This is a genomic window from Thiohalophilus sp. (genome assembly GCF_031581315.1).
Lineage (GTDB): Bacteria > Pseudomonadota > Gammaproteobacteria > UBA6429 > Thiohalophilaceae > Thiohalophilus.
In genome coordinates this window covers 12042-16680 of record NZ_JAVLAZ010000053.1, presented here as the reverse complement: position 1 = coordinate 16680, position 4639 = coordinate 12042, and the positions used below count along the sequence as shown (strand labels likewise).

At 56.5% G+C, this 4639-nt stretch carries 4 protein-coding genes; 2 read left to right on the top strand and 2 right to left on the bottom strand.

Annotated elements, in window-relative coordinates; all coding sequences use genetic code 11:
- Together serB and guaA are read right to left on the bottom strand one after the other, a co-directional pair.
- A partial coding sequence (gene serB / locus RI563_RS08920; RefSeq protein ID WP_310694024.1) for a phosphoserine phosphatase SerB occupies positions 1–1205 on the bottom strand: 1205 nt, incomplete at its 3' end.
- Position 1206: 1 nt separating this feature from the next.
- Positions 1207–2784 (bottom strand): glutamine-hydrolyzing GMP synthase, encoded by a 1578-nt coding sequence (guaA, locus tag RI563_RS08915; RefSeq protein ID WP_310694023.1) that lies wholly within the window; start codon positions 2782–2784, stop codon positions 1207–1209.
- Between the two features lie 150 nt (positions 2785–2934).
- Between guaA and nfo the strand changes: the two genes are divergently transcribed.
- Both nfo and RI563_RS08905 read left to right on the top strand, forming a co-directional pair.
- Positions 2935–3774, top strand: coding sequence for a deoxyribonuclease IV (gene nfo / locus RI563_RS08910; RefSeq protein ID WP_310694022.1), 840 nt, complete (start codon positions 2935–2937; stop codon positions 3772–3774).
- Between the two features lie 209 nt (positions 3775–3983).
- Positions 3984–4639: ferredoxin--NADP reductase (locus RI563_RS08905; protein WP_310694021.1), on the top strand; the 656-nt coding region annotated here is incomplete at its 3' end.

Below are 4639 nucleotides of genomic sequence, written 5' to 3'. Positions count from 1 at the left end.
TCACGATCGCGCATACCCAGCAGGTACAGAATCGCATCCAGTCCCAGCGTCGCGATGGAGTGTTGCGCCTGCTCGCGAACCAGCGGCTTGGCATGAAAAGCAATTCCCAGTCCGGCGATGGAAAGCATGGGCAGATCGTTGGCGCCGTCGCCAACGGCGATCACCTGTTCGGTACTGATACCTTCCTGCTCGGCCAGTTGCTGCAGCAGTTTCGCTTTCATCTGTCCGTCGACGATCTCGCCTTTGACCTTGCCGGTCAGTTTACCGTTTTTAAAATCCAGCTGGTTGGCATAGACATAATCGACGCCCAGCTTCTCTTTCAGATGATTGGCGAAATAGGTAAAGCCGCCGGAGAGAATCGCAACCTTGTAGCCGAAATGTCGAAGTGTGGAGATCAGTCGTTCGGCCCCTTCGGTAATCGGCAGGTTCTCGGCAATCTGTTGCAGGGTCGACTCTTCAAATCCTTCCAGCAGCGCCATGCGCTGGCGGAAACTCTCGGAAAAATCGATCTCCCCGCGCATGGCCGATTCGGTAATCGCCGCCACCCGGTCGCCAATGCCAGCCACTTTGGCCAACTCGTCGATCACCTCGGTCTGGATCAACGTTGAGTCCATATCAAAGCAGACCAGGCGGCGACTGCGCCGGTAAAGGTTATCCTCCTGCACCGCCACATCGATTTGCATATCCTGGGCAATCTGTAAAAACCGGGCATGCATTCCCGGGATATCCTGAACTTCCCCGGTCAGGGTCAATTGCACGGCTGCCGCCCCGCTCTGTTGCTCGGCGCGATGCAGGGAGAGTCTTCCGGAAAGCCGGCTGACATCCTCGATATTAAACCCGTTTTCGCCCACTACTTCGGTGACGCGAGCAATATGGCGTGCCGTGATCTGCCGTCCCAGCAGGGTCACGATATGCCGTGCCTGTCCCTGCCGGGCGACCCACTGCTCGTAATCCTGTTCATTGATGGGCGTAAAACGAATATCCAGATCCAGCTCATGCGCGCTGAACAGCAAATCCTTGAACAGGGAACAGTTTTTGTTTTCCTGCGGTGCCTCGATCAGCAATCCCAGCGCCAGGCTGTTATGGGTCACGGACTGATCGATATCGAGGATGGGTATATCGTAATCGGCCAGTACACCGGTCAACCGGGCAGTAAGCCCCGGTCGATCCCGACCGGTGACATTAATCAAAACGACTTCACTCATGTTATTCCCACTCGATGGTGCCGGGCGGCTTGCCGGTGATGTCGTAGACCACGCGCGAGATACCGTCGATCTCATTCACAATGCGCCGCGAGACATGATCCAGAAATTCATAGGGCAGATGGGCCCAGCGGGCGGTCATAAAATCGATGGTCTCCACCGCGCGCAGTGCCACCACATATTGATAACGCCGGCCATCACCAGTGACCCCGACGGATTTGACCGGCATAAAGACGGTAAAGGCCTGGCTCACCTTGTCGTATAAATCGTGTTTGCGCAGTTCCTCGATATAAATGGCATCGGCCAGGCGCAACAGATCGGCATATTCCTTTTTGACCTCACCGAGAATGCGCACCCCGAGCCCCGGACCGGGAAACGGGTGACGATAGACCATATCGAAGGGCAGTCCCAGCTCCACGCCGATCTTGCGCACTTCATCCTTGAACAGTTCGCGCAGGGGTTCGCACAGCTTGAGTTTCATGTTCTCCGGCAGGCCACCCACATTGTGGTGGGATTTGATCAGATGCGCCTTGCCGGTTTTGGCGCCGGCCGATTCGATGACATCGGGATAGATGGTGCCCTGCGCCAGCCAGGTGGCATTGGTCAGATTGCCCGCTTCATCATCGAAGACATCGATAAACGTGTTGCCGATGATCTTGCGTTTCTCTTCCGGATCACTGACACCCTGAAGTTTGCCCAGAAAAAGCTCCTCGGCATCCACCCGGATAACCCGAATGCCCATGTGTTCGGCAAAGGTGGCCATCACCTGCTCGCCTTCAAGGTGACGCAACAAACCGTTATCGACAAACACGCAGGTCAGCTGATCGCCGATCGCCTTGTGCAGCAACGCCGCGACCACCGAGGAATCCACCCCGCCCGAGAGCCCGAGCACGACTTCGTCATCGCCGATCTGCGCGCGAATTTCATCGATACTCTGATCGATGATGTTCTCCGGCGTCCACAACCGGCGACAACCGCTGATCTCGTGTACGAAACGTTCGATGAGTCGCTGGCCCTGGTTGGTATGGGTAACCTCGGGATGAAACTGCAGACCATAAAAGTGACGTTCCACATCGGCGATGCCGGCAATGGGTGCGCTCTCGGTAGAGGCCATCAGTTTGAAACCCGGCGGCAGTTCAATAACCCGATCGCCGTGGCTCATCCACACATCCAGCAATCCATAACCTTCGGGACTGGCGTGATCCTCGATATCCTTGAGCAGCGGGGTATGCCCGTGGGCGCGTACCTGCGCATAACCGTATTCATGCCGATCACTGGTTTCCACTTTGCCGCCCAGTTGCATGGCCATGGTCTGCATGCCATAGCAAATACCCAATACCGGCACGCCCAGCTCGAAGATCAGCGGCCAGGCCAGGGGCGCATCCTCGGCGGTCGTGCTCTCCGGCCCACCGGAGAGGATAATGCCATTGGGTGCAAACTCGCGAATCTCGGCCTCGGCCATATCCCAGGGATGCAATTCACAATAAACGCCGGCTTCACGTACCCGGCGGGCAATCAACTGGCTGTACTGGGAACCGAAATCGAGGATCAAGACGCGATCCGAATGGATATCCTGGGACATGGGCAAACTCTCAAATTGGGCCGGATGGACAATAAAGCGGCGATGATCCCGGAAATTGCCTGAAATTTCAAGTATTTTTACTAAAATCAGTAACTTATGTATTAGTCGTACTACTGGTGACGGCCCCGTGAGACTCTATATAATAGAAGCATGAAATATGTAGGTGCCCATGTCAGTGCCGCCGGCGGCGTCCAGAACGCCCCGCTCAATGCCCAGGCCATCGGGGCGCGCGCCTTTGCCCTGTTTACCAAGAATCAGCGCCAGTGGCAGGCCAAACCCCTGAGTCCCGACGCGATCGATGCGTTTAAAGCCAATCTGCAACAGGTCGATATTGCCCCCGAACAGGTCCTGCCGCACGACAGTTATCTGATTAACCTGGGCCACCCGGAGACAACCGCGCTGGAAAAATCCCGCGCCGCGTTTGTCGACGAGATGCAGCGCTGCGAGCAACTGGGTCTGCCGCTGCTGAATTTCCACCCCGGTTCGCATCTGAACAAGATCAGCGAAACACAGAGCCTGGCCATCGTGGCCGACTCCATTAATCAGGCCCTGGAACAGACCCGGGGCGTGACCGCCGTGATCGAAAACACCGCCGGCCAGGGCACCAATCTCGGTTACCGTTTCGAACATCTGGCCGAGATCATCGAACAGGTTGAAGACAAAAACCGGGTCGGAGTCTGCATCGATACCTGCCACACCTTCACCGCCGGTTATGATCTGCGCACGCCCGAAGCCTGTGAGGGCACCTTTGGCGAATTCGACCGGATCGTCGGCTTTGATTATTTACGCGGCATGCACCTCAATGGTTCTAAACCGGATCTCGGCGATCGGGTCGACCGGCATGAATCACTGGAAAAAGGCAAGCTGGGACTGGCCGTGTTTCAGTACATCATGCAGGACAACCGGTTCGAGAATATCCCCATGGTGCTGGAAACACCCGACCCCGATAACTGGGCGCATGAGATCGAGTTGCTGTACAGCTGGCAATGACAATCCTGCATTTCGTTCGCTCCAGCCGGATACCGCTTCGCTCTATCCGGCCTACAACTGGCAGTCACCACTGTGGTATTTCGGATTTCCGACTGCCAACTATCAACTGTCAACTGCCTACTTTAATCATAACCCCTCACGACAGGGGTTGATTCGCCCCCTGTGTGACCTGACATAATAGGTATCACTCAGGTTAAACGGAATTCAGTATGCCTTATTCAGAACAGACGATTACGTCCAAACGCCCCTGGTCGGAGAGCATCTTCACGTTCACCACGACCCGGCCGGAAGGCTTTGAATTCAAAAACGGCGAGTTTGTGACACTGGGCCTGCGTCCGGAAGGCAAACTGATTCCCCGTGCCTATTCGATCGTCTCCACCAATGATGACGACCAGCTGGAATTTTTGAGTATTGCAGTCCCGGACGGCCCCCTGACCAGTCACCTGGCCGAGGCCGATACCGGCAGCCCCATCTGGATCAATACCAAAAGCACCGGCTCACTGACCCTGAACCATGTACAACCGGGACGGAATCTGTACATGCTGGCCACCGGTACCGGGCTGGCACCGTTTATGTCACTGGTGCGCTCCAGCGAAGCCTTCGACCATTTCGAACGGGTCATTCTGGTCCACAGCGTGCGCCATACCCCGGCGCTGGCCTATCGGGAGGAGCTGGAAACACGCCATGGGGATGCGTTCCTGTACGTGCCGACGGTGACCCGGGAAGACTTTCCCAACCGGGCACGCGGCGCGGATCTGTTCCGCTCCGGAGAACTTGCCGAACAACTGGATTTGCCGGCCGCCGATCCCGAGCAGGATCGGGTCATGCTGTGCGGTAATCCGCAAATGAACAAGGACATGAGCGA